This window comes from Nocardioides zhouii (assembly GCF_004137345.1).
GTDB lineage: Bacteria > Actinomycetota > Actinomycetes > Propionibacteriales > Nocardioidaceae > Nocardioides > Nocardioides zhouii.
This window is the reverse complement of sequence record NZ_SDWV01000014.1, coordinates 79,420-100,535: the sequence shown is the minus strand read 5'-3', so window position 1 is coordinate 100,535 and position 21,116 is coordinate 79,420. Positions and strand designations below refer to the sequence as shown.

The 21,116-nt window shown below is 72.2% G+C and carries 23 protein-coding genes; 10 read left to right on the top strand and 13 right to left on the bottom strand.

Annotated features, from left to right (window positions below):
- Positions 1–53 precede the first annotated feature (53 nt).
- Together EUA94_RS14435 and EUA94_RS14430 are read left to right on the top strand one after the other, a co-directional pair.
- A complete protein-coding gene (locus EUA94_RS14435) occupies positions 54–1,037 on the top strand; it encodes a peptidoglycan-binding domain-containing protein (protein WP_129427576.1) in 984 nt (327 codons plus the stop codon).
- A 55-nt stretch (positions 1,038–1,092) separates the two neighbouring features.
- Positions 1,093–1,926, top strand: coding sequence for a CPBP family intramembrane glutamic endopeptidase (locus EUA94_RS14430; RefSeq protein WP_242494883.1), 834 nt, complete (start codon positions 1,093–1,095; stop codon positions 1,924–1,926).
- A 15-nt stretch (positions 1,927–1,941) separates the two neighbouring features.
- Here the strand turns inward: EUA94_RS14430 and EUA94_RS14425 are convergent, their stop codons facing one another.
- The gene (locus tag EUA94_RS14425; protein WP_129427574.1) at positions 1,942–2,382 is read right to left on the bottom strand and encodes a DoxX family protein; all 441 of its coding nucleotides are present in this window, start codon (positions 2,380–2,382) and stop codon (positions 1,942–1,944) included.
- A gap of 10 nt (positions 2,383–2,392) precedes the next feature.
- The gene (locus EUA94_RS14420) at positions 2,393–3,805 is read right to left on the bottom strand and encodes an FAD-binding oxidoreductase (RefSeq protein WP_129427573.1); all 1,413 of its coding nucleotides are present in this window, start codon (positions 3,803–3,805) and stop codon (positions 2,393–2,395) included.
- A 67-nt stretch (positions 3,806–3,872) separates the two neighbouring features.
- Here EUA94_RS14420 and EUA94_RS14415 point away from each other — a divergent pair, with 67 nt between their 5' ends.
- Positions 3,873–4,811, top strand: a complete 939-nt coding sequence (locus EUA94_RS14415) for a 2-hydroxyacid dehydrogenase (RefSeq protein WP_242494882.1) — start codon at positions 3,873–3,875, stop codon at positions 4,809–4,811.
- 108 nt (positions 4,812–4,919) lie between these two features.
- Complete coding sequence (locus EUA94_RS14410) at positions 4,920–6,728, top strand: sensor histidine kinase (protein ID WP_129427571.1); 1,809 nt, start codon at positions 4,920–4,922, stop codon at positions 6,726–6,728.
- Here the strand turns inward: EUA94_RS14410 and EUA94_RS14405 are convergent.
- Positions 6,700–7,164, bottom strand: a complete 465-nt coding sequence (locus EUA94_RS14405) for a GNAT family N-acetyltransferase (protein ID WP_207210561.1) — start codon at positions 7,162–7,164, stop codon at positions 6,700–6,702. The two genes, EUA94_RS14410 and EUA94_RS14405, sit on opposite strands and share 29 nt — an antisense overlap.
- A gap of 37 nt (positions 7,165–7,201) precedes the next feature.
- Entirely contained in the window at positions 7,202–7,621 is a 420-nt protein-coding gene (locus EUA94_RS14400) for a hypothetical protein (RefSeq protein ID WP_129427570.1), read from the bottom strand.
- Positions 7,622–7,751: 130 nt separating this feature from the next.
- On the opposite strand from EUA94_RS14400, the gene EUA94_RS14395 reads away from it, so the two are divergent.
- Together EUA94_RS14395 and EUA94_RS14390 are read left to right on the top strand one after the other, a co-directional pair.
- Positions 7,752–8,231 (top strand): hemerythrin domain-containing protein, encoded by a 480-nt coding sequence (locus EUA94_RS14395; protein ID WP_242494881.1) that lies wholly within the window; start codon positions 7,752–7,754, stop codon positions 8,229–8,231.
- A gap of 55 nt (positions 8,232–8,286) precedes the next feature.
- Positions 8,287–9,666: an NAD(P)/FAD-dependent oxidoreductase gene (locus tag EUA94_RS14390; RefSeq protein WP_129427569.1), complete on the top strand. Its 1,380-nt coding sequence runs from the start codon at positions 8,287–8,289 to the stop codon at positions 9,664–9,666.
- 96 nt (positions 9,667–9,762) lie between these two features.
- Here the strand turns inward: EUA94_RS14390 and EUA94_RS14385 are convergent, their stop codons facing one another.
- The 5 genes from EUA94_RS14385 to EUA94_RS14365 form a co-directional block, all read right to left on the bottom strand.
- Positions 9,763–10,581, bottom strand: a complete 819-nt coding sequence (locus tag EUA94_RS14385) for an NAD-dependent epimerase/dehydratase family protein (RefSeq protein WP_129427568.1) — start codon at positions 10,579–10,581, stop codon at positions 9,763–9,765.
- A complete protein-coding gene (locus tag EUA94_RS14380; protein WP_129427567.1) occupies positions 10,571–11,530 on the bottom strand; it encodes a PfkB family carbohydrate kinase in 960 nt (319 codons plus the stop codon). Before EUA94_RS14380 ends, EUA94_RS14385 begins: the two co-directional genes overlap by 11 nt.
- The gene (locus EUA94_RS14375) at positions 11,527–12,072 is read right to left on the bottom strand and encodes a cysteine hydrolase family protein (protein ID WP_129427566.1); all 546 of its coding nucleotides are present in this window, start codon (positions 12,070–12,072) and stop codon (positions 11,527–11,529) included. Before EUA94_RS14375 ends, EUA94_RS14380 begins: the two co-directional genes overlap by 4 nt.
- 89 nt (positions 12,073–12,161) lie before the next feature.
- Positions 12,162–12,977, bottom strand: coding sequence for an ABC transporter permease (locus EUA94_RS14370; protein WP_129427565.1), 816 nt, complete (start codon positions 12,975–12,977; stop codon positions 12,162–12,164).
- The gene (locus EUA94_RS14365; RefSeq protein WP_129427564.1) at positions 12,974–13,870 is read right to left on the bottom strand and encodes an ABC transporter ATP-binding protein; all 897 of its coding nucleotides are present in this window, start codon (positions 13,868–13,870) and stop codon (positions 12,974–12,976) included. The genes EUA94_RS14370 and EUA94_RS14365 overlap by 4 nt, the downstream gene beginning before the upstream one ends.
- A gap of 132 nt (positions 13,871–14,002) precedes the next feature.
- Here EUA94_RS14365 and EUA94_RS14360 point away from each other — a divergent pair, with 132 nt between their 5' ends.
- Both EUA94_RS14360 and EUA94_RS14355 read left to right on the top strand, forming a co-directional pair.
- Positions 14,003–15,022, top strand: coding sequence for a hypothetical protein (locus tag EUA94_RS14360; protein ID WP_129427563.1), 1,020 nt, complete (start codon positions 14,003–14,005; stop codon positions 15,020–15,022).
- A gap of 41 nt (positions 15,023–15,063) precedes the next feature.
- The gene (locus EUA94_RS14355) at positions 15,064–15,936 is read left to right on the top strand and encodes a DUF4064 domain-containing protein (protein ID WP_129427562.1); all 873 of its coding nucleotides are present in this window, start codon (positions 15,064–15,066) and stop codon (positions 15,934–15,936) included.
- Between the two features lie 4 nt (positions 15,937–15,940).
- On the opposite strand, the gene EUA94_RS14350 is transcribed toward EUA94_RS14355, so the two are convergent.
- Positions 15,941–17,137 carry a pyridoxal phosphate-dependent aminotransferase gene (locus EUA94_RS14350; RefSeq protein ID WP_129427561.1) on the bottom strand — a complete coding sequence of 399 codons (1,197 nt, stop codon included), beginning with the start codon at positions 17,135–17,137 and terminating at the stop codon, positions 15,941–15,943.
- A 78-nt stretch (positions 17,138–17,215) separates the two neighbouring features.
- On the opposite strand from EUA94_RS14350, the gene pyrE reads away from it, so the two are divergent.
- The gene (gene pyrE / locus EUA94_RS14345; RefSeq protein ID WP_129427560.1) at positions 17,216–17,758 is read left to right on the top strand and encodes an orotate phosphoribosyltransferase; all 543 of its coding nucleotides are present in this window, start codon (positions 17,216–17,218) and stop codon (positions 17,756–17,758) included.
- Positions 17,759–17,761: 3 nt separating this feature from the next.
- Here pyrE and EUA94_RS14340 read toward each other — a convergent pair whose 3' ends face one another.
- On the bottom strand, positions 17,762–18,505 hold the full coding sequence (locus EUA94_RS14340) for a DedA family protein (protein WP_242494880.1): 744 nt from the start codon (positions 18,503–18,505) through the stop codon (positions 17,762–17,764).
- Positions 18,506–18,703: 198 nt separating this feature from the next.
- On the opposite strand from EUA94_RS14340, the gene EUA94_RS14335 reads away from it, so the two are divergent.
- A complete protein-coding gene (locus tag EUA94_RS14335) occupies positions 18,704–19,393 on the top strand; it encodes a TrmH family RNA methyltransferase (RefSeq protein ID WP_242494879.1) in 690 nt (229 codons plus the stop codon).
- A gap of 177 nt (positions 19,394–19,570) precedes the next feature.
- Here the strand turns inward: EUA94_RS14335 and EUA94_RS14330 are convergent, their stop codons facing one another.
- Both EUA94_RS14330 and EUA94_RS14325 read right to left on the bottom strand, forming a co-directional pair.
- The gene (locus EUA94_RS14330; protein WP_129427559.1) at positions 19,571–20,068 is read right to left on the bottom strand and encodes a SigE family RNA polymerase sigma factor; all 498 of its coding nucleotides are present in this window, start codon (positions 20,066–20,068) and stop codon (positions 19,571–19,573) included.
- Positions 20,065–20,979 carry a hypothetical protein gene (locus EUA94_RS14325; protein WP_129427558.1) on the bottom strand — a complete coding sequence of 305 codons (915 nt, stop codon included), beginning with the start codon at positions 20,977–20,979 and terminating at the stop codon, positions 20,065–20,067. Before EUA94_RS14325 ends, EUA94_RS14330 begins: the two co-directional genes overlap by 4 nt.
- Between the last annotated feature and the right edge of the window lie 137 nt (positions 20,980–21,116).

The following is a 21,116-nucleotide window of genomic DNA, read 5'->3' as shown; positions in this document are numbered from 1 at the left end:
GCCACGCGCCCGGGACTCTCGGAATCTCCCGGGCCTTCTCTCGGGAGCACCCCATGACTCGTACGACCCTGCCTGCGCGCGCCCGCGCCGGCCGTCCCGCCCTCGCTGCGACCGTCGTCGCCCTGCTGGTCAGCGTCCTCGCGGTGATGGCCGCGGCCGCACCCGCGCAGGCCGCCAGCGCCTGGCCGATCACGAAGGCCGGCCAGCCGCGCAACAACAACGCGATGGCCCTGCAGTACCTGCTGACCGCCCGCGGGTACCCGACGACAGCGGACGGCGTCTTCGGCAGCGGCACGACGACGAACCTCAAGTCCTTCCAGTCCGCCCAGGGCATCTCGCCCGTCGACGGCGTCGCGGGCAGCGGCACCTGGCCGCGGCTGGTCATCGCGGTCTCCCAAGGTTCTGCCGAGGCCAATGCGGTGAAGGCGGCGCAGACGCAGCTCAACAAGTACGGCGCCAACCTGATCGTGGACGGTGTCTTCGGCGCGGGCACCCGCGCCTCGGTCGTCCAGTTCCAGGCCAACCGCGGCCTGTCGCAGACCGGCACCGTCGACCTCGCCACGTGGCAGGAGCTGCTCGGCTGGAGCCAGACGTACGACCAGACGCTCTGCTACAGCACCGGCGGCACGAGCATCTCGACGCTGATCCCGGCGCAGGTCGACAACGTGCAGCGGATCCTGTCCGCGACCCGCGGTGCCGGCGGCAACCGCAACGCGCAGATCATCGCGCTGATGACGGCGATGCAGGAGTCCAGGTTCTGCAACATCCAGTTCGGCGACCGCGACTCGCTCGGCCTGTTCCAGCAGCGGTCGAGCCAGGGCTGGTGCTCCGGCGGCGTGGCCTGTGTCAACCCGACGTACGCCACGCAGGGCTTCCTCGGCATCTCGGCGTACACCTCCAACCCGGGGCTCTTCGACATCTCGGGCTGGGAGTCGATGAGCAAGACGCTGGCCGCCGACGCCGTCCAGCGGTCCTGCTGCCCCAACGCGTACGCCCAGTGGGAGTCGATGGCCACGACGCTGGCCGACACGTACTGAGGTCTCTTCGGCATCCCTCAGCCGGTGCTCAGCCGGCTGGGGGATGCTGTCCTCCGTGAGCACGCCGACCGCCGACGCCCGCCCCTGGTGGCGGCTGCGCGACACCCCGGTGCCCGGCGGCGTGCCGGAGCTGGCGCGCGCGCTGCTCTGGGTGGAGCTGGCCCTCGTGCTCCTGGTCTCGCTCGGCCGGTCGGCGGTCTACTCGGTCGTCAGCCTGGTCTCGGCGCTGACCGCACCCGGACCGCTGTCCGCGCAGGGGGCGAGCCTCAACAACTCGCTCGCCCCGGACCGGCCCTGGCTCGACCTGACCTACCAGCTGCTGCGGATCGGCTTCGCGCTCGTGCCCGTCGCACTGGCGGCGTACTTCCTGGTCCGCTCGGGCACGCGGCTGCGCCAGGTGTGGGCGCGCGACGGCGGCTGGGCCGGGATCGGCGACCTCGGTCGGGGCGCGCTGCTCGCGCTCGGCGTCGGCTCGGTCGGGGTGGTGTTCTACCTCGCGACGTACGCCCTCGGGACCAACCTCACGGTCGTCGCGCAGTCGCTGCCGGGGGAGTGGTGGCAGGTGCCGGTGCTCGTGCTGGCGGCCGCCGAGAACGCGGTGCTCGAGGAGTTCGTGGTGCTCGGCTTCGTGCAGGTGCGACTGCGCCAGCTCGGCTTCGGCGACTCCGCGGCGATCGGCCTCGCGGCGCTCCTGCGCGGCAGCTACCACCTCTACCAGGGCCTCGGCGGTTTTGTCGGCAACCTCGCGATGGGGCTGCTCTTCGGCTACCTGTTCCGTCGGTGGGGACGGGTGATGCCGTTCGTCGTGGCGCACACGCTGCTCGACGTCGGCGCCTTCGTCGGGTACGCCGTGCTGGCCGGCCGGGTCGACTGGCTGCCGACGCTCTAGCAGGATCTCAGCGGGTCACTCGCGCGTCTCGACCTCTTCGGTCGCCAGCTCCTCGGCCCGCCGCTCCTCGGCGCGCCGACCGAGCAGACCGCCCGCCCACAGCGCCCAGAGGACCAGCACGGGCTGGAAGAAGAGCCGGATGAACCGGGCCCGGTCGGTGTCGAGCCCGAAGGCGTCGGTGCCCTCGAGGTACTGGCCGATGTTGCCGGGGAAGATCGCGACGAAGAACGCCGCGAGCAGGGCACCGATCGTGCGGCGGTGCCTCGGCAGCGCGATGAAGGCGCCGCCCAGGGCCATCTCCACGACTCCCGACCCGATGACCGTGAGGTCCTCGTCGAGCGGGAACCAGTCGGGCACCTGGGCCTGGAACTCCTGGCGCTGGATGGTCAGGTGGAGCACCCCCGCGCCCACCATCGCCGAGCCGAGCAGGACGCGTCCGACGGTTTGTGCCTTCATGGTCGTCAGCCTAGGTGGGCGGCAGGAGGACGCCCGGGTTCATCAGCCCGTCGGGATCGAGCGCCCGCTTGACCGCGCGCATCAGGTCGACCTCCACCGCGGACTTGTACGACGCTCCTGCGGCCGCCTTCGTCCGGCCGAGGCCGTGCTCGGCGCTGATGGAGCCGTCCGCGGCGGCCACCGAGTCGTAGATCGCCGTCGAGAGGTCTGCCGCCGCCGCGCGGAGGTCGTCGTCGGCCCCCACTGCCGCGCTCAGGTTGTAGTGCAGGTTACCGTCGCCGACGTGGCCGTATGTCACCGGGCGGATGCCCGGCAGCACCGCGTCCAGCTGCGGCCCCATCGCCGCGGCCCACTCCGCGAGGCGGGTGATCGGCAGGGTCACGTCGTGCTTGAGCGTCGCGCCCTCGACCTTCTGCGCCTCCGAGATCCCCTCGCGCAGCGCCCACAGCGACGAGCGTTGTGCGGGGCTGCCCGCGATTGCGGCGTCGCTCGCCAGGTCGGCCTCGACCGCCGCCGAGAGAATCGCCTCGAGCGCGTCGTCCAGCCCGCCGTCGTTCTCGGCCGCGGCGAGCTCGACCAGGACGTACCAGTCGGTGGGCTCGGCCAGCGGGTCGCTCGCGCCGGGCAGGTGGGCCAGCACGAGGTCGAGCGCCTGCCGGTTCGCGATCTCGAACGTCGACAGGTGAGCGCCGGCGTGCTGCTGCGCGAGTCCGAGAAGCGAGACCGCGGCCTCGACCGAGGGCACGGCGACCCACGCAGTGGCGTGCCGTGGCGTGGCCGGGAAGAGCCGCAGCACCGCGCCGGTGATCACGCCGAGTGTGCCCTCGGAGCCGACGAACAGCTGGGTCAGGTCGTAGCCGGTGTTGTCCTTGCGGAGCCCGCGAAGCCCGTCCCACACCCGCCCGTCGGGCAGCACCACCTCGAGGCCCAGCACCAGCTCGCGCGTCATGCCGTAGCGCAGGACCGCGGTGCCGCCGGCGTTGGTGGCGAGGTTGCCGCCGATCGTGCAGCTGCCCTCCGAGCCGAGGGACATCGGGAACAGCCGCCCGGCCTGCTCGGCGACGGCCTGCACGTCGGCGAGCACGACGCCGGCGTCGACGGTGATCGTCCCGGCGACCGGGTCGACCTCGCGGATCGTGCGCATCCGGCCCAGCGACAGCACGACCTGCTCGCCCGACGCATCCGGCACCCCGCCACCGACCAGCCCGGTGTTGCCGCCCTGCGGCACGATCGCGACCCCGGCCTCGTGGCAGGCGGCGACCACGGCGGCCACCTCGGACGTCGTGCCCGGCCTGACCACCGCGAGGGCCCGGCCCTCGTGCACGCCGGTCCAGTCGACGACGTACGCCGACACGTCGCCGGCGTCGGTCAGGACGTGGTCGGTGCCGACGGCCGTACGCAGGCGGTCGAGGAGGTCGGTCAACGGGTGCTCCTTCGGGACGGTCCGGCCCACGATGGTCTCGCGAGCCGCGTCCGGCAAGGATGGCGTGGTGACCCTCGACGCCCAGCACCCGGTCCGTGTCGTCCAGCTCGGTGGGCTGATGCCCTTCGTGCGTGAGTGGCTGGTGGACCGCTACGCCGCCCCCGAGCTCGCGGACCTCGCCGACCCCGCGGGGGTCGAGGTGGCGGTGGTGGGCGGCGGTGCCCCGGTCGGCGCGGCCGAGATGGACGCGCTGCCCGACCTGCGGGCGATCGCCAACTTCGGCGTCGGCTACGACAACGTGGACGTCGCCGAGGCGCAACGACGCGGCATCGTCGTGTCCAACACGCCCGACGTGCTGACCGACGCGGTGGCCGACCTCGCAGCGTTCCTGGTCGTCGATGTCCTGCGCGGCATCACGGCCGCCGACCGGTTCGTACGCAGCGGCGCGTGGGGCCGCGGCGAGAAGCTGCCGCTGACCCGCGACGTACGCGGAGCGGTGGTCGGCGTGCTCGGCCTGGGCCGGATCGGGACGGCCGCCGCCGAGCGGCTCGAGGCCTTCGGCGCCGAGGTCCACTACCACTCGCGCAGCCCCAAGGACGTGGCCTGGACCCACCACGGCTCGCCCGTCGAGCTCGTCCGCGCCAGCGACGTGCTCGTCGTGCTGACGCCCGGCGGCGCCGGCACGGAGAAGCTGGTGGACGCCGCCGTCCTCGACGCGCTCGGACCCGACGGCTACCTCGTCAACGTCGCCCGCGGCTCGGTCGTGGACGAGGACGCGCTGGTCGCGGCGCTGGAGGCGGGCCGCATCGCCGGGGCCGGGCTCGACGTCTTCGCCGACGAGCCGCACGTGCCCGAGGCGTTGCTGACCCGTGACGACGTCGTGCTGCTCCCGCACGTCGGCAGCGCGACGACGCAGACCCGCGAGGCGATGGGCCGCGTCGTGCTCGACAACGTCGACGCCTTCCTCGAGCGTGGCGCGCTGGTGACTCCCGTCCCGACGGACTGACCAGTTTCCGCAGCGACGCGCGCCCGGCGTTCTCACGAACCGTGTCCGCGGCGACCACTCTTCTGTGAAGGTGGGATCGGTGCCACTGGGTCTACGGGAGGAGGTGCCGTGTCGCACGCAGCTGACGAGTCGCAGGACCAGGCTCAGCAGGTCGCGCCCTGGGCCGACGAGCAGACGCGCCAGCACCTGCAGGTGCTCGTCGAGAGCGTGGCCACGCTCGCCGGCTTCGAGCAGTCGGCCATCACCCTGCGGCGGAGCCACGACTTCCTGATCCTCGTCGCGGCCGGTGTCCCCGACGGCTTCGCCGGCACGCGGGTTCCCCTGTCGGCCATGCAGGCCGAGATGGACCGGGCCGACGACTGGGGTGCGTGGAAGTTCGTCCACCACGACCACGTCAGCGCCGAGGTGCTGCCCTACAGCCACATCCCCGACGTCGTCCCCCTCGACCTGACGGACGCCTGGCACCCGCTCGACATGCTCTTCGCGCCGCTCCACGACGACGACGGCGTGCTCCGCGGGCTGCTCTCCGTCGACAGCCCCCGCAACGGGCGGCTGCCGGGACCCCAGCAGCTCGAGGTGCTCACGCAGTACGCCGGCGTTGCCCGCACGCTGGTCCTGCTCGCGCTGGAGCGCGAGGACCTGACGGAGCGCGTGCGGATCGCCGACGAGGCGAGACAGATCGTGCGCCGTGCCCTCGGCGAGCCGTCGCTGGACCTGGTGCTCGAGGCGTGCCGCGCGGCCGTCGCCTCGTGCTTCGACGCAGCCGGCATGTGGCTCACGGCCTTCCACGGCGACGGCGTCAACACCACGACGTCGTACGCCCTGGGCGGGGGCGAGGCGCCGCCCTTCTCCGAGATCGACGACGTCGTCATCGCACTGGCCCACCGCTACTGGGACGACCAGTACGTCGCGCACTTCTCATACGCGCACTCCGAGCACCCCGGCCTCCCGGCAGCGGGTGCCGACTCGTTGCTGGCGTTCCTCGACCGGATCGGCATCGGGTCGGTGCTCTTCGTCCCGCTGGGCGCCGGCCCCGAGTGCTTGGGCTTCCTGGTGCTCACGCGGGTCAGTGACACCCCGGCCTGGACGCCGCTGGAGCGCGAGGCCGCCCTCGACATCGGTCGCGACCTCGGCCGCGCGGTCGCCAACGCGCGCCAGCTCGACCGCGAGCGAGCCGTCGCCGACCGCCTCCGCAAGCTCGACACCTATCGCATGGAGATGGTCAACACCCTCGGCCACGAGCTGCGTACGCCGCTGTTCTCGATGACCGCCAACCTCGAGCTGCTCGACGTCGGTGCGCTCGGTCTGGAGGACCGTCGGTCGGTGGCCGCGGCCGAACGCGGGGCCGACCGGATGCGCGCGGTGATTGAGGACCTGCTCACGATGGCGCAGGTGGCCGACCCCGAGCGCGAATTCGTGCCCGACCCCGTGGACCTGCGCCGCGTGCTGCTGGAGGTCGCCGAGGAGTGCCACCACGCCGCCGCGGCGAAGTCGCAGGACTGCACGATCGTCACGCCCGACGAGCCCGTCCTGGTCGCCGGGAGCGCCGACGAGCTCCACCGGATGCTGGCCAACCTGGCGGGCAACGCCATCAAGTACTCCCCGGAGGGGGCCGTCATCGACGTCCGGCTCGAGCGAATGGACGGCGACGTGCGGGTCTCCTTCATCGACCCGGGCATCGGCATCTCCGAGCGCGACCAGGGCCACCTGTTCCGGGAGTTCTTCCGCTCGACCAATCCCGACGCCCTCGCCCGCCCCGGCACGGGCCTCGGCCTCGCGATCGTCGACCGCATCGTGCGTCGCCACTCGGGCCACGTCGAGGTGTCCTCGGAGCTCGGTCGCGGCACCACGGTCGCGGTGACCCTGCCCGCGCACGATCCCGACGACGTCAGCCCGGCGGGACCGCCATCGTCATGAACGTGCTGTTCGGGTCGACGACGTACGACCCGAAGGGCGGGCACGACGTGAAGCCCGCCCGGGCGTAGAAGCTCCGCGCCGGCGCGAAGAACTCCATGCTCCCGGTCTCGAGCGAGATCCGCTCGACCCCACGGGACCGGGCGTCGTCGAGCGCGTGCGCCAGCAGGCGGGACGCGACGCCCTGGCCGCGCACCTGCGGGTCCGTACGCATGCTCTTGAGCTCCTCGTGCCGCTCGCCGAGGGCGGCCAGCGCGGCGGTGCCGACGAGCCGGTCGGCCGCGGTCGCGACCCAGAGGCGTACTCCGTCGCGCTGCAGGTCGTCGAGGTCAAGGGCGTGCCGGCTCGCGGGCGGCGCGGTCGGCTCCATGTCGTCGAGGTGCGCCTGGAGGAAGGCGGCGAGCCGTGGATCGGTGAAGTGGGCGCGGTGGATCAGCACGTCCCGATTCTGACCGGTGCGTGTCGCGCTCGCGTGTCTAGTCGAAGAACCAGACGAGGAGGTCGTTGGCGAGCGGCGTCGCGAGCCAGGCGATCGACGCGACGGCGACCACGGCGGCGGCGGCGTACAGGGCGATCGCGCTCCGCTGCATGGTGCTCCGGGCGTCCCAGATGCAGAGCCCCGACCACATCGCGACCACGGTGGCGACGAACGGCGCGAGCGGAACTCCGATGAGCGCGACGAACGCGAGCAACCCGCCCAGGGCGGTGTCGTAGGGCCACAGCCCGGAGAGCTCGTACGCATAGAGCGTCTCGCCCGGCGGCCGGTCCTCGAGGCCGTTGGCGTAGTAGGGCAGCACCAGCCCGGCGTACGGCACCAGGCAGAGGACGGCGAGCACCAGAGGAAGCCACGGGCGCCGGCGCGGCGCTGCTGGGGGAGCGGGTCGCTCAGTCGTCATCACGGCCATGCCCCAGTGTGCGTGCTCGCGGGCCGGCGCGCCACCGTTGCCGCCGTATGCATCGGGGTACGGAGCAGGGACACGCTCCACCCCTATCAGGAGGCACTCCATTTCCACTGACGCCATCGTCATGCTCAAGGACGACCACAAGCAGATCCGCAAGGTCTTCCGCGACTTCCAGGCCGCAGGCGACGAGGCGTACGTCCGCAAGGGCACGCTGGTCGACACGATGATCGAGCTGCTGACCCAGCACACGTACATCGAGAACGAGGTGATGTACCCGCGGGTCCGCGCGCTGATGCCGGAGCTCGAGGACGACGTGCTCGAGTCGTACGAGGAGCACCACGTCGCCGACGTCCTCGTGATGGAGCTCGCGGCCATGAAGCCCACCGACGAGCGCTTCGACGCCAAGACGACCGTGCTCATCGAGAACGTCCAGCACCACATGGACGAGGAGGAGCAGGACTGGTTCCCGAAGGTGCGGGAGGGCCTGGGTCGCAAGCAGCTGCAGCAGATCGGCGAGGAGATGGTGGCCGCGAAGAAGAAGGCGCCGAAGAAGCCCTCGCAGCCGAGCGCTCTCAAGAAGACGGTCGACGCCGTCCTCTCCTGATCCTTTGCGTCGTCGTGCGTGGACGGGCGGCCCACCGGGGTGCCACGGTGTGCGCATGACTCGCAAGCTGGACGTGGACTACCTCGTGGTGGGTGCTGGCGCGATGGGGATGGGCTTCGTCGACGCCCTCATCGACCACGCCGACGTGCGGGTCGCGATCGTCGACCGACGGCACGCTGCCGGCGGCCACTGGATCGAGGACTACCCCTTCGTCCGGCTCCACCAGTCCTCGACGTTCTACGGCGTCGCCTCGACGGTGCTGGCCGGCGGGCGGACGCAGGAGAGCGGCCCCGAGGCGGGCCTGCACGTGCGGGCCTCGCAGCCGGAGATCGTCGACTACTACGCCCGGGTGCTCGATCGGATGCGGCACACGGGCCGCGTGGAGGTGCTCACCGGCAGCGACTACGTCGGCGACCGTACGGTCGTCTCACGCATCTCCGGGCAGCGCTGGGAAGTGCCCGAGGGATGCCGCATCGTCAACGCCCACTACCTCGCGCCGAGCATCCCGGCCGAGTCGTCACCGCCCTTTGCGGTCGCCGACGACGCGCGGGTGGTGACGGTCAACGACGTCGTACGGATGGAGGAGGCGCCCAGCCAGTACGTCATCGTCGGCTCCGGCAAGACCGCGACCGATGCGTGCGTGTGGCTGCTCGGTCAGGGCGTCGACCCCGGCGCGATCTGCTGGGTGCGACCGCGCGAGCCGTGGATGCTCAACCGCGCGCTGATCCAGCCCGACCCCGAGGTCTACCTCGGCGTGCCCGCGACGATGTTCGAGGCGGCGGTGGCCTCCGAGTCGCTGGACGAGGTGTTCCTCCGGCTGGAGGAGGCCGGGGTGATGATGCGGATCGACCGGTCGGTCACGCCGACGATGGCCAAGTCGCCCACCCTCGGCACGTGGGAGCTCGAGCTGCTGCGCACCATCGAGGACGTGCAGCGCCACGGGCACCTGCGGTCGGTGTCGCGCGGTCGCCTCGAGTTCACGGACGGCACGTCGGTGCAGGTCGCCGACGACGCGGTGGTCGTGCACTGCGCAGCTGACGGGCTCAAGAACCCGCCGCTCGTGCCGATCTGGCGCCCCGAGGACATCACCATCCAGCCGGTGCGCGCGGGCTTCCCCTGCTTCTCGGCAGCCCTCACCGGCTACGTCGAGGCGACCCGTCGCGACGACGACGAGAAGAACCGGCTCTGCCCGCCGTCGCGCTTCGGCAACTCGCTCGCCCAGTGGGCGGAGATGAACGTCCGAGGCACCCGCGCCGCGATGGCCTTCGGCGCCGAGCCCGACATCGCCGCCTGGGCCAACGGAGTCGCCGTCAACCCGTCCCGGATCCCTCCCGACCACCCCGGCTCGCCCGTCCTCGAATCCGTCCGTGAGCGGCTCGCCGCGGCGACGGCTCCCGGGGTTGCCGCGCTCGAGCGGCTGATGGCCTCGGGCTGATCCCTGCCGTATGAGTCCCCGCTCAAGCGGTGACTCCGTCGCGGGTGGGCCGTTGCAACGGCCCATCAGCGTCAGACTTCGCCCACCCGGTCGCCGTCAGGCCTGCCCCACGCTTACGTAGCCCTCGCGATAGTCGGCGTACGTCGGCTCCCAGCCGGTCGCGCGGAGCCTCGTGTTGGACAGCCGCTTGCCGTGCCCCTGCTCGGGGTCGGCGGGCGGGGGAGCGGGCGCGCCGAGGCGTTCGGCGAGGTACGCCGCCACGTCGCCCAACTGCGCGGGGGCGTCGTCGGTGCCGAGGTAGAGGGCTTCGGGCTCTGATGACATCGTCAGCAGGTGTACGACCGCTGCGGCTGCGTCCTCGCGGTGGATGCGGTTGGTCCAGCGGTGGGGGTCGGTGATCTTCGCGTCGCGGACCTGGTCGAGCAGCCGCGTGCTGCTGCCGCCGTACAGGCCCGAGAGGCGGAGCACCGTGCCGTGCGGGATCCGCTCGTGGAACGCCGCCTCGGCGGCGAGCAGCATCCGGCCCGGTCCGTCGCTGGGCGCCGCCGAGGTCGACTCGTCGTCGAGCGGCGGCTGCTCGCTGCTGGGCATCAGGGCCGTCGACGAGACCAGCACGGCCCGTTCGGGCGCGACCTCCAGGGCGTCGAGCGCCCGCGCCATCCCGTCGACGTACGTCGCCCGGTAGGCCTCCTCGGTCCGCGGCCGAGCCGTCAGCGCGACCACGACGAAGCGAGGACGTACGCCGGCCAGGTCCGGTGCCACCTGCGTCAGGTCGACGGACTTGCCGGTCAGCGGTGCGGGCACCAGCGAGGCGTTGCGCCGCAGCGCCAGCACGTCGTGCCCGAGCGATGCCAGCCGCAGGCCGACGGCCGCGCCGAGGTCGCCGGCGCCGACCAGGAGGACGTCAGGGTTCACGGGTGGACCGGTCCGGCGAGGCGAGGAAGGCGTCCACCTCGGCGGCAGTCGGGGCCGATTCGGGTCCGCGGCGGGTCACCTTGATCGCGGCGGCGGCGTTGGCGCGACGGCAGCCCTCGACCCACGGCGTGCCGGCCGCGACCTCCGCGAGCAGCGCGCCGGTGTGGGTGTCGCCCGCGCCGTTCGTGTCGAGCGGGGTCTGCGGGAAGCCGGCGACGTACGTCGTCTCGCGGCCGACGTGCACGGCGCAGCCCTCCGGCCCGTCGCGCACGATGGCGACCGCGTCGCCTCGCAGCAGGGGAGCGATCGCGGTGGTCAGGTCGGCGAGGTCGGTCGGCGGCTCGGAGCCGACGGCGCGCAGGAGCTCCTCGGCCTCCTCGGCGTTGCTCGACCAGACGTCGGTGACCTCGAGCATGGCCGCGCGGACGTCCTCGTCGAGACCGGCGAACGCCGCACCCGGGTCGAGTACGACGACCACGTCGGGGTCGAGCGCCGGCAGCCAGGCCAGTAGCGGCTCGCGCGTGCTGTCGAGCGCGAGCGAGAAGCCGGTGACGCAGACCAGGTCGCCGGCCCGCGGGTCCGAGGTGGCCAGTGAGTCGACGGAGATCTGCCGCTCGGCGCCGAGGGTCGTGACGAACGTACGCTCGGCGCTCGGCTCGACCATCACCACGCAGATGCCGGTGTCGCGGTCGGGGACCGGGTCGGCGGACGCGACGATCCCCTCCGCCTGCAACGCGGTGCGGATCAGGTCGCCGTGCGGACCGGTCCCGAGCGCACCGGCGTGCACGCAGTCGGCGCCGAAGCGGGCCGCGGAGACGAGCACCGTCACGGCACCGCCGGCGTAGTCCGTGGCCGACGTCGCCATCACGTTCTGACCGCGCGCCGGGAGGTCGGGCACCTCGACGACGACGTCGACCAGCGCCTGGCCGGTGTGGATGACGCGGCTCACGACTCCAGGACCTCAGCGGTCGTGGCCAGGGTGATCTGCGGCGGGTAGAGCGCCATCACGTCCAGGGCCGTCTGGTGGTTCTCCGGCGTCGACCCGGCGCAGGCGTCGGTGACGACGGTGATGGTCGCGCCAGCATCGGCGGCGGCCAGCGCGGTCGAGACCACGCAGCAGTCGGTCGAGACGCCGGCCAGCACCAGGTGCGGCAGCGGACCGGTGACCGCCTGCAGGGCGTAGCCCCACTTGCCGAAGGTCGGCAGCGACACCACCGCGCTGCCGAGGTCGGCGAGCTCGGGCACCACCTCGAGCAGGGGGCCGTCCTCACGCACGTCGGCGAAGGGCCAGGCCTCGAGGTACGCCGCCCAGCTGCCCTGCGGATCGGCGGCAGGCACCCAGCGGGTGACGACCGTGCGTCGACCGGCTGCGGTCGCGAGACGGCGTACGGGATCGACGATGCCCGGGAACATCGGGGAGCCCCACTGGCTGTCAGGGGAGGCGAAGATCCGCTGCGGGTCGATGACGACGAGCCAGGCGTCGGGGTGCATGCCGCCAGCCTGTCAGAGAGCGGACGCAGACGTCAGCGGCCACCGGTCCCCCGACCGGCAGCCGCTGACTCGCACGAGGCAAGCAGGGATTACTTGACCTCGGCACGCAGGACCGCACGCAGCCCGAGGGCCAGCGGGATCCAGAGCCAGACGAGCGTCGTGACGCCGAGCTGCTGCCAGTACTCCGCGGTCATCGTGACGTCGTACAGGCGGGTGATGGCGAACTGCACATCGACCCACGGCTGCAGGTCGCGGAACCACTCCTGGAAGGCGGCGAGAGCGCCCAAGGCCACCGGCAGCACGAAGGAGTAGACGAAGTAGCCCACGATCGCCGCTGCCGAGCTGCGGAACAGCACGCCGAGCATGAAGCCCATCAGCATGCCGAGCACGTTGGCCAGGACGATGGTGCCGAACTCCGCGAGGCTGACGTCCCAGACCGCGTCCAGACCGGTGAGGGCCGAGCCGAGGAGGTTGCCCAGGGCGCCGACGGCGAGGGCGACGAACATCGCGACCACACCGACGAGCAGGGTGGCGACGAGCTTGGCCGACAGGACACGACCACGCCAGGGCACGAGCGTGTACGTCGTCAGGCCGGTGCGCTGGCTGTACTCACCGGTGACCGACAGGATCGCGATGATCGGCAGCACCACCGACAGCGGCATGCCGATCGCGACGGAGAAGTTGTTCTGCGTGATGGCCTCGTCGGGTGCCCAGATGATCACGGCGGCCGTGGCGAGCACGGAGATGATGCCGACGCTCGCCATCAGCCAGAAGCCGGCGCGGGTGTCGAACATCTTGCGGAGCTCGACCGTGACGAGACGGCTCGTCGGGATGGGGGCGATGGTCCGTGCGGGTCGCGCGACGGCGTCGGACGACGAGACGGGGACTGCGGTGGCGGTGCTCATGCTGCTGCTCCTTCACGGGCGGTGTCGGCGGTGAGCTCGAGGAACATCTCCTCGAGGCCCGCGCCGTCGGCGGGGCGGAGCTCGCGCAGGACGACGCCTGCACGGTGGGCGGTCGCGCCCACGAGCTCGGGGTCGGCGTCGACGCGCAGGCCGCCGTCGATGGGGGTGGTGACGACGGCCGCCTCGTGCAGGGCACGGGCGAGGGTGTCGACGTCGGTGGCGCGGACGAGCGTGCCGGCCGAGGCCAGCAGCTCGGACTTGCTGCCCTGGGCCACGATGCGGCCCTGGCCGATCACGATGAGGTCATCGGCGATGACCTCGATCTCGTGGAGCAGGTGCGAGGACAGCAGCACGGTGCCGCCGTCGTTCGCGAAGCCGCGGAGCAGGTCGCGCATCCAGCGGATGCCGGCCGGGTCGAGCCCGTTGGCCGGTTCGTCGAGGATGAGCACCTCGGGGTCGCCGATGAGGGCGGTGGCGATGCCGAGGCGCTGGCGCATGCCGAGGGAGTAGTCGCGGACCCGGCGGCCCGCCTCGTCCTCGGTCAGGCCGACGCGGGCAAGGGTCTCGGCCACCTGCGTCTTCGGCAGGCCCATCGTCTGCTGGGCGATGGTGAGGATCTCGCGACCCGTACGCCCGGCGTGCTGCGCGGACGCGTCCAGGAGGACGCCGACCTCGAGGCCGGGGTTGACGAGCTCGCGGTAGTCGCGGCCGGTGATGGTGACCCGGCCGGTGGTGGGGCGGGTGAGGCCGACCATGACGCGCATGGTGGTGGACTTCCCGGCGCCGTTGGGGCCGAGGAAGCCGGTGACCCGGCCCGTCGCGGCCGTGAACGACACGTGGTCGACGGCCGTGAAGCGGCCGTACTGCTTGGTGAGGGACTCGACGCTGATCATGGGTCAACCCTCGCGGGGTGGGCGGTCGCGCACATCGGGGAGAGGGCCCGGTCGAGCCCCGAGAACGACCCTGAGAGGACCCCGGCCCGACGCGATGCGGCCGGGTTGGGGACCACTGGGGACAATGGGCGCGTGAGCCAGCCCACCGAGCAGCGTCCGCCCCAGGTCACCCTGGCGTCGAGCATCATCATGTTCGCGTCGGTGATCGTGCTGCTCACCGCCTTCGAGCGGGTCAGCACGCTCGGCTCGCTCGAGACCCAGCAATCCATCCGCGACGTCCTGGCCGAGTCCCCGTTCTCCTCACTGGGCCTCGACCTCGAGGGCGCCACGCAGCTCCTGCGCATCGGGGCGCTCGTGGCTGCGGCCGGGGCCTGCGCGACGGCGATCCTCGGCTGGTACGTCCGCAAGCCCGACCGGTCGGCCAGGCTCGGACTCAGCATCTTTGCCGTCCCCGTGTTCGTGAGCGGGCTGTCGATCGGCGGGCTGGCCGGGTCGTTCGTCGCCGCCGGCACCGCGATGCTGTGGCTCGCCCCGGGCCGCGAGTGGTTTGCGACCGGACGGTGGACCCCGCCCACGCCCCCCGCGGAGGTCGAGAAGAAGAAGGGCACCGCCCTGTCACCGCGTACGCCGCCGGGTGCGGCGCTGCACGAGCGGGCCGCCGGGCGCGGCCTGCCGGGCTCGCCGGGGGCCGCGAGCCCCTGGCAGCACCACCAGCTGCACGCCCGGCCCGCCGCCATGGTCGCGGCATTCGTCATCACCGTCGTGATGGCCGGTGGCCTGCTCACCCTGTCGCTGCTCTGGATCGCCATCGCCGGCCTGTCGCCGGAGTTCCTGCGCAGCGTGCTCGAGCAGCAGCCCAACATGTTCGACGACGGCCTGACCTTCGACCAGGTCCGCGACACCGTGATCGCCTTCGCCAGCGCGTTCGTCGTGTGGTGCGTCGTCGCACTGGTGCTCGCCGGTTTCGCGATGGCGCGACGCGACTGGGCGCGGCGCGGCCTGATGATCGTCGCGGCCTTCAGCGCCGGCGGCTGCCTGTTCTTCGTGCTCGACGCCCCGTTCGTGATCCTGCCGGCGATGGCCGCTGTGGCGACGGTCGTGTGCCTGCGTCGGGTCGAGGTCCGCCGGTGGTTCTCCCTCGAGCCGCACTGACGGTCTCCCGCCGGCATGGTCCGACGTGATGAGATGTCGCCATGAGCAATGAGGATCCTGGCCCGACGCACACGCCGTACGGCCAGCCGAGCGGCCAGCCCGACCCCTACGGCCAGCCGCCCACCGGCCAGCCCTATGGCCAAGGAGGCCAGCCCAGCCCGTACGGCCAGCAGCCCTACGGCGGCCAGCCCGCCGCGTACGGCCAGCAGCCGACGAGCGACCGACGTCCCGGCACGGTGACGGCCGCCAGCTGGATCACGATCGTCTTCTCGGCGATCGTCGCGATGATCTTCGGCTTCACCGGGCTCGCGCTCATCGTGGCGCGCGACCAGGTGATCACCGAGATGGAGAGGGTCCCGGAGTTCCGCGACGCCGGCATCGACGCCGACGCCGCCGTCGGCGTCCTGGTCGCCGTCATGATCGGCCTCGTCGTGTGGGCGATCATCGCGATCGTCCTCGCCGTCCTCGTGATGCGCCGGTCCAACGTCGCGCGGATCCTGCTCGTGATCTCCTCGGCCGTGACGGCCGTGATCTCGCTGCTGAGCATCACCAGCGGCATCTCCCTCGTGCTGCTCATCGCCGCGATCGCGGTGATCGTGCTCCTCTTCACCGGCGGTGCCGGCGACTGGTTCAAGCGACTGCAGGCCCAGCCCGCCGGCGGGTACGGCGATCCCTACGGCAACCCGCCGGGTGGCCAGTACGGCGCCCCGCCCACCGGGACCTACGGCACGCTGCCCACGGACACCTCGGGCAACCAGCCCCCGTCGCCCTACGGCAAACCGTACGGCAACCCCTCGGGTAGCGAGCAGGGCCAGGACTCCGGTCCGCAGTACCCGCCGCCGAGCGAGAACCCCTACGGCCAGCCTCCGCAGAGCGACGGCGACCACCCGCCGCGGGACTACCCGGGTCGCTGACCCGTCAGCGGACGAGGTCGGCCGCGGCGAGTCGGCGTACGCCCTCCGCGATGACGTCGGGCTGCTTGCAGAAGGCCCAGCGCACCAGCTGCCGACCGGCCTCGACGTCGTCGTAGAAGCCCTGCGTCGGGATCGCGACGACACCGGCGCGCTCGGGGAGTGCGAGGCACAGCTCGCGACCGTCGGCCCAGCCGAGGTGCGAGACGTCCGTGGTCGCGAAGTAGGTGCCCTCCGGCACGCGCGGCGCGAGCCCGGCGGCAGCCAGCCCGTCGCACAGCAGGTCGCGGCGGGCCTGGAGGTCGCGGGCCAGTGCCCGCGGCCAGTCGGGCTCGTGGTCGAGGGCGTGGGCGACCGCCGGCTGCAGCGGTGAGCCGGAGGTGAAGGTGAGCCACTGCTTGGCGGCGAGCACGGTCTGCACGAGGGAAGCGGGACCGGTCGCCCAGCCGACCTTCCAGCCCGTGAAGGAGTAGGACTTGCCGGCGCTCGAGAGCGTGAGCGTGCGCTCCCACATGCCGGGGAGGGTGGCGATCGGGACGTGCCCCTCGCTCGACCGGGCGTCGTCGAACACGAGGTGCTCGTACACCTCGTCGGTCACCACGATGACGTCGTGCTCGATCGCCAGGTCCGCGACCACCTGCAGCTCCTCGCGCGTGAGCACGGTGCCGGTCGGGTTGTGCGGGGTGTTGAGCAGGATGACCTTGGTCCGGTCGGTGACCGCGGCGCGCAGCTCGTCGGGGTCCGGACGCGGTGGTGATGTCGAGCCGGCCGGCGCCCGCAGCGTGACGGGCCGACGGACTGCACCACACACGTCGAGCATCGCGACGTACGAGTCGTAGTAGGGCTCGAGCACGACCACCTCGTCACCCGGGTCGACCAGGCCGAGGAGGGCCGCGGCGACGGCCTCGGTGCAGCCGGTGGTGACGACGACCTCGCGGTCGGGGTCGACCTCGAGGCCGTAGTGGCGGTGCTGGTGGCGCGCGATCGCGGCCCGCAGGGCGGGGACACCGATGCCGGGGGCGTACTGGTTGGCGCCTCCCTCGAGCGCCGCCTCGGCCGCCGCGACGACGGACGCCGGGCCGTCCACGTCGGGGAAGCCCTGCCCCAGGTTGAGCGCGCCGGTGCGCACCGCGAGGGCCGACATCTCGCTGAAGACGGTCGGCGGGAGGTGGGCCAGGCGGCGTGACAGCGGGGAGGCGCTCATGTCGTCGAAGATAGCGAGGTGAGAGCCGCTCTCCGGTCCGGTCCACCCTCCCGGCGCGGGGTTTGACAGGATCGCGGCATGACCACGGACGCCACTCCCGATGCCACCCTCGCCGCCGACATCGACGCCATCTGCCGCCTGACGGGCGAGTTCACGCTCCGCTCGGGACAGGTCGCCGACACCTACTTCGACAAGTACCTCTTCGAGGCGCAGCCGGCCCTGCTCGACCGGGTGGCCGCGCAGATGGTCGGTCTCCTGCCGGAGGGCACCGAGCTGCTCGGCGGCCTCGAGCTCGGGGGGATCCCGATCGCGACGATGGTGAGCTCGCGTACGGGCCTGCCGGCGCTGTTCGTGCGCAAGAAGGCCAAGGAGTACGGCACCGCCAAGCTCGCCGAGGGCCCGGACGTGTCCGGTCGCCGGGTCACCATCATCGAGGACGTGATCACGACGGGCGGCGCGGTGCGCGACGCGACGAACGCCCTGCGCGAGCTGGGCGCGGTCGTCGAGGTCGTCGTGTGCGCGATCGACCGCTCGCCCGAGGGGGAGGACCCGCTGGCCGACGTCGGCCTGGAGATCCGATCGGTGCTCACGCGCGCCCAGCTCGACGCCGTACGCGGGTAGTCGTCAGTCGAGGTCGCGGCCGGTGATGTCGCGGTCCGGGCCGCCGTCGTGCGGACCGATCTCGGCGCCCGGGGAACCGGTGCGCCGGTGCCGCACCCACTCGACGACGATCGGGATCAGCGAGAAGGCCACGATGACGATGACGAGCTTGTCGATGCTCTCGCCGAGGGTCGGGAACGCGTCGCCGAGGAAGTAGCCGAGCAGGCAGATCGAGATGACCCACAGCACGGCGCCGACGAGGCTCCAGAGGAAGAAGCGCGCCCGGTCCATGCGGGTCACGCCGGCCACGACGGTGATGTAGGTCCGCACGAACGGGACGAAGCGGCCGATCACGAGGGCCTTGTTGCCGTGGCGGTCGAAGAAGGCCGTGGTCTGGTCGAAGTACTTCCGCTTGATGATCCGGCCGTCGCGCTCGTAGAGCGGTGGCCCGAGCTTGCGGCCGATCTCGTAGCCCACGACGTTGCCGACGAACGCAGCCGTGGTCAGGGCCGCCATCACGACCAGCAGCTCCGCGAACGGCGGGCCGTCGAAGAGGTCGAGCTGCCCGGTCACGATGAAGAGGCCCAGCGCGAAGAGGAGCGTGTCGCCGGGGAGGATCGGGAAGAACAGCCCGCACTCGACGAAGACGATCAGCAGGCTGATCCAGAAGAGCTCGGCCCCGAAGCGGTCGAGGAGGTAGTTGGGGTCCATCCAGTCGATGCCCAGCAGGAGGGGTGTCACGAGGCCGGACAGGTCGGGGAGGCTCACGCGCGTCACCCTAGCCAGCGCGGCCCAAGGCGCGTCGCCCGAGCCCATGGCCTGCTGCGCGACGCGGGACACGCACACCGGCTTCGTTGTCGTCAGTCGCCGTGACTCCGTCACGTCTCCCTCCTCCGCCTTGCCGCTGCACGCGTCCCCCGCCGCTCGCGACGGCCGAGGCTCGGGCGGCACGCCTACTGTTCCCGCATGCACGAGGACCAGCGGGCGCCGTACGACCCGATGCCGCACGGCCCGCCCGAGGTGGGGGTCGGTCCGTGGGAGGGCGACTGGCCCGAGGGGGAGCGGTGGGACCCGGACCTGCTGCGCGAGGGCGACCGCCGCAACGTCGTCGACCGCTACCGCTACTGGTCGATGGCGGCGATCGTCGCGGACCTCGACACCCGGCGCCACGACTTCCACGTGGCGATCGAGAACTGGCAGCACGACTTCAACATCGGCACGATCGTCCGCACCGCCAACGCTTTCCTGGCTGCGGAGGTCCACATCGTCGGCAACCGTCGCTGGAACCGGCGCGGCGCGATGGTCACCGACCGCTACCAGCACGTCCGCCACCACCCCGACGCCGCGAGCCTGGCGGCGTACCTCCACGGGCTCCCGCCAGAGTCCGGCGGACCCGTCCGGCTCCTCGGCATCGACAACCTGCCGGGCTCGCTGCACCTCGAGACGATGGAGCTGCCCCGTCGGGTCTGCTTCCTCTTCGGCCAGGAGGGTCCCGGCCTGTCGGAGTCCGCGCGCGAGGTGTGCGACGGCACCTTCTCGATCGCCCAGTTCGGCTCGACCCGCTCGATCAACGCCAGCTCGGCGGCCGCGATCGCGATGCACAGCTGGGTCCGGGCGTACGCCGACCTCGGCGGCGCGGACGCCTGGCGCGGCTGAGCACTCCCGACTGCGTGCACGAGAGCGGGCCGGGAGGTCCCCACGGCCTCCCGGACCGCCCCATCGCTCACGGCTGCGGGAGCCGTGGTCGAGCACAACGTAGGCCGATCAGGGCGCCGGTGCCATACCCGTGAGGGTGCAGTCACCCTCCCCCGACCTTGGACGCGGGCGAGCGCGTCAGGCGTGGCGCTGCGGGGACAGCACGGCCTCCAGGGCGGCCAGCCCACGGCTGCTGTGGCTCTTCACGGTGCCCTCGCTGATGCCGAGCTCGACGGCGGCCTCGCGGACCGACAGCCCCAGCCAGTGCCGCAGGACGACGACCTTGCGCTGCTGTTCGGGGAGGTCCTGCAGGGCGTCGAAGAGGGCGGACCGTTCCTCGACTGGGGTCGCCCCCTCGGCTTGGAGCTCCGGCAACCGGTCGCTGGGTCGCTCGCGACGCCACGGCCTGCGGGACTCGTCGATGTTGGCCCGCACCATGATCTGGCGGCAGTAGGCCTCCTCGCCGCCCTCGTGCCGGATCCGCGGCCAGGCGACGTAGAGCTTGGTCAGCGACGTCTGCAGGAGGTCCTCGGCGCGGTGCCAGTCGCCGCACAACGCGTACGCCACCCGGCGCAGGTGTCCCTGCCGGGCGGCGACGAACTCGCTGAAGGCCGCGTCGCGGTCGGGTCGGCTCATCGCAGGCCCGCCCCGGAGGCGTACTGCTCACGGGCCGACGTGATGAAGGCGCTGATCGAGTCGAAGCTGCCGCCGCCCGGGATGACGTCGAGCGTGCCGTCGATGACCCGGTAGGCCGCGAACTCGGAGCGGCCGTCGACCAGGAGGCGTACGACGCCCGCGCGGGTGGCGCCCGCGGAGAAGTTGTCGCCGAGGTCGACCTCGGCGCGCACCTCGACGATCACGACGCCGGATCGCGCGGACGCGAGACCGCCCTGGCCGTCGAGCGTCAACCAGGGCTGGCCGCCCGTGTCGCCGGACGAGGCCGTCACCCCGTTGGCGACGTCCAGGGTGTTCTGGCTCCGCACCGCCTGCGCCAACCAGCCGTCGAAGTCGCCCGTCCTGAGCACGTTCATCGAGGACGAGCCGTCATTCGGGTATGCGGTCAGGAGCGCGTACTGCTCCTGACCGTCCACCATCAGTCGGATGCCGAGGGAGCGGCCTTCGTCTGCGGTGTAACCCATCGGGTTCGGCACCCGTTCGAGGACCGGACCGCCGCCCGGCGCCAGCACCAGGCCGGCGTACGTCAGCACTCCCGGGAAGCTCATCCGGGTCAGCTGCTCACGCGCGGCGTCGCGCATCCGCTCCAGCCGTGCCTTGCGGGCCTCGCGCGCCGACGTCGTCGGCTGCACATCGGTGGTGGGGGCCGACGGCTGGGTCGCCACGGGGTCATCGCTGCGGGGCGCGGTGCCGGCACCGCTCGCCCACGCGGCTCCGATGCCGATCGTCATGGCCGCGACGAGCGCGACGGACGTGGCGCGGCGGCGGCGTACGGCCGTGCGTCCCGCGGCGACGTAGTGCCCGGTGGGCACGTCCTCCCCGGCGCCGAACGAGGTGTCGAGCTCGTGCTGCCAGTCGATGTCGGTGCTCATCCCGGTCCTTCCCCCAGTGCGAAGTCTTGCACCGCTGGACACGGAGCACCGGCCCCATCGGTTGTCACGGGTTGAGACGAAATCGGACCGCTGAAGCGACCCGCGGGTAGCCACTAGGGTTGGCAGCGCCTGAACGA

Excerpts from the sequence above, each read along its gene's own strand:
- EUA94_RS14435 (WP_129427576.1), top strand. The coding sequence starts at position 54 with ATGACTCGTACGACCCTGCCTGCGCGCGCCCGCGCCGGCCGTCCCGCC.
- EUA94_RS14425 (WP_129427574.1), bottom strand. The coding sequence starts at position 2,382 with ATGAAGGCACAAACCGTCGGACGCGTCCTGCTCGGCTCGGCGATGGTG.
- EUA94_RS14400 (WP_129427570.1), bottom strand. The coding sequence starts at position 7,621 with ATGACGACTGAGCGACCCGCTCCCCCAGCAGCGCCGCGCCGGCGCCCG.
- EUA94_RS14395 (WP_242494881.1), top strand. The coding sequence starts at position 7,752 with ATGCTCAAGGACGACCACAAGCAGATCCGCAAGGTCTTCCGCGACTTC.
- EUA94_RS14390 (WP_129427569.1), top strand. The coding sequence starts at position 8,287 with ATGACTCGCAAGCTGGACGTGGACTACCTCGTGGTGGGTGCTGGCGCG.
- EUA94_RS14375 (WP_129427566.1), bottom strand. The coding sequence starts at position 12,072 with ATGCACCCCGACGCCTGGCTCGTCGTCATCGACCCGCAGCGGATCTTC.
- EUA94_RS14370 (WP_129427565.1), bottom strand. The coding sequence starts at position 12,977 with ATGAGCACCGCCACCGCAGTCCCCGTCTCGTCGTCCGACGCCGTCGCG.
- EUA94_RS14365 (WP_129427564.1), bottom strand. The coding sequence starts at position 13,870 with ATGATCAGCGTCGAGTCCCTCACCAAGCAGTACGGCCGCTTCACGGCC.
- EUA94_RS14355 (WP_129427562.1), top strand. The coding sequence starts at position 15,064 with ATGAGCAATGAGGATCCTGGCCCGACGCACACGCCGTACGGCCAGCCG.
- EUA94_RS14350 (WP_129427561.1), bottom strand. The coding sequence starts at position 17,137 with ATGAGCGCCTCCCCGCTGTCACGCCGCCTGGCCCACCTCCCGCCGACC.
- pyrE (WP_129427560.1), top strand. The coding sequence starts at position 17,216 with ATGACCACGGACGCCACTCCCGATGCCACCCTCGCCGCCGACATCGAC.
- EUA94_RS14335 (WP_242494879.1), top strand. The coding sequence starts at position 18,704 with ATGCACGAGGACCAGCGGGCGCCGTACGACCCGATGCCGCACGGCCCG.
- EUA94_RS14330 (WP_129427559.1), bottom strand. The coding sequence starts at position 20,068 with ATGAGCCGACCCGACCGCGACGCGGCCTTCAGCGAGTTCGTCGCCGCC.
- EUA94_RS14325 (WP_129427558.1), bottom strand. The coding sequence starts at position 20,979 with ATGAGCACCGACATCGACTGGCAGCACGAGCTCGACACCTCGTTCGGC.